The following is a 2194-nucleotide window of genomic DNA, read 5'->3' as shown; positions in this document are numbered from 1 at the left end:
CTGATGCTGCCCGACATGGATGGCCTGGAACTGTGCCGCCGCATCCGCGCGCTGCCGGGCAGCGCGGCGCAGCTGCCCGTGCTCATGCTCACGGCCAAGGGCGACCCCATGGACCGCGTCATCGGCCTGGAATTGGGCGCCGACGACTACCTGCCCAAACCCTTCGAGCCCCGCGAACTGCTGGCGCGCATCCGCGCCATCCTGCGCCGGCGCACCAGTGGCGCAACGCCAGCCGCGCAGGCCCTGCGCTTTGGCACGCTGGAGATCGACCGCAACGCGCGCAGCGTAACGGTTGCCGGGCAGCAGGTGGAGCTCACCTCGTACCAGTTCGACCTGCTCGTGGCCCTGGCCGAGCGGGCCGGCCGCGTGCTCACACGCGAGCAAATCATGGAAGCCGTGCGCGGCCGCGGGCTCGAAGCCTTTGACCGCTCCATCGACGTACACATGGGCCGCATCCGCGCGGCCATCGAAGCCGACGCCAAAAAACCGCGCCGCATCCTCACGGTGCGCGGCGTGGGCTATGTGCTCGCCAGGCAGCAGGACTGATCTGGCTCACCGCGCGCTGCGCTCGGGCAGGAAATTCCGGCTTCGCGCGCCGCTGCGGGCCTGAACCCGAGCGCGCCATTTCCCAACGCCTGTTCTTGAGCCCGGGAGTCTGCTCCCGGGGCCTGCTCGTTGCTTGGCGCCAATTTGTCGCAGGTTGATGCAATTCGCCGCCCATGGCGTGCCCATGATGCGCTCATGCCGGGCCTGGCGTTTGCACAACACATCCCCGCCTGAAACACCGCAAACCACTGGGTCCACAGGGGGATAAGCGCCCAAATCCCGGCCAGCGCCCCCACGATCTGAAGGAACACCATGTCCGACATCCCAGTGCCCACGGCGATCAGTGCCGAGGTGACAGGCACCAAATTGAAGATCATCTGCAGCGAGACGCTGCAACCCACGAGGATGCCGCCCAACACGGTTTTTACGGTGCACGTCGGCGGCCGCGCTTGGGAAATTCAGGGTGTGGGCCTGGATGAAAAAACCATCAGGCTGATGCTGAGCATTCCGGTGCCCTACGGACAGGTGGTGCAAGTCAGCTACGCCAAACCAACGCCCTTCAGCGCCCCCGGCACCCTCACCGAAAACCTGAGAAGCCGCGCGGGCGATCTCACCAGCTTCACGAACATGGCGGTGACCAACAACACACCGAGCCCCACGCCGGACCCCACACCGGTGCTCCACAGCGTCACAGTCATCAACAGCCAGTTGGAGTTGATCTACACCGATGCGGACGACAAGCTGAGCGCAGACCACACCGCGCCCGCATCGGCCTTTTCGGTGCGCAGCGCCGGCAATGCGGACATCCGCGTCCAGCACGTCACCGTATTGGACAAGAAGGTCACCCTGACGCTTAGCCGCCTCGTGCTCGGCGGCGAGATGCTCAGGCTCAGCTACAACAAGCCCGATTCCGGCAACAACGTGATACAGGACGCCGCTGGCCACGCCGCACAGGGCTTCACCGACCAGACCGTGAGCAACCCGACCCCGGACAACATCCCCCCGACGTTCGAAAGCGCCACCATGGTCAGCAGCAACCAGCTGAAGATCAACTTCAACGATGCAAGCAGCTTGGCCGAAAAACAGACCGCGCCCGAAACGGCCTTTAAGGTGTTCAGCGCCACCGGGCCGGCCATCAGCGTCGAGCACGTCGACGTATCGGGCAAGACCGTCACCCTGACGCTTAGCCGCCCGCGCAACGTGGCTGGCGGCGAGACATTCAGGCTGACCTACAACAAACCCGAGAGCGGTGACATGCTTCGGGATATGGCTGGCAACCAAGTAGATGGCTTCCAGGACCGGGCTGTGATCAATCAGGCCTTGGACCGCACGGCCCCGGTGTTCGACGCCGCCACGGTCAGCGGGCGCGATCTGGTGCTGACCTACACCGACGCGGGCAGCCTGGACCAAACCCATGCGCCGGGCGCCGCGGCCTTTGCGGTGAGCAGCAGCAGTGGCGTCGCCATAGGCGTCGACAGCGTTGTGGTGGACGCCACGACCAAGACCGTCACCCTGCACCTGGACCGTGACGTGGACCGCGGCGAGGCGGTGAACGTCAGCTACACCAAACCTGCCGGCGACAACGTGCTCCAGGACGCAGCAGGCAATGACGCGGCCAATCTCACAAAACAAGTGGTGACGAACAACT

Annotated in this window: 2 protein-coding genes; both read left to right on the top strand. The window is 65.1% G+C overall.

Translation table 11 applies throughout. From position 1 onward, the window contains the following. On the top strand, positions 1-546 hold a 546-nt coding region (locus VTU_RS0117755), incomplete at its 5' end, for a winged helix-turn-helix domain-containing protein (protein ID WP_029554528.1). A gap of 312 nt (positions 547-858) precedes the next feature. After that, a partial coding sequence (locus tag VTU_RS0117750; protein WP_010106685.1) for a SwmB domain-containing protein occupies positions 859-2194 on the top strand: 1336 nt, incomplete at its 3' end.

Origin of the sequence: Verminephrobacter aporrectodeae subsp. tuberculatae At4 (genome assembly GCF_000193225.1) — a bacterium.
GTDB lineage: Bacteria > Pseudomonadota > Gammaproteobacteria > Burkholderiales > Burkholderiaceae_C > Acidovorax > Acidovorax aporrectodeae.
This window is presented reverse-complemented; position numbering and strand designations above follow the sequence as displayed.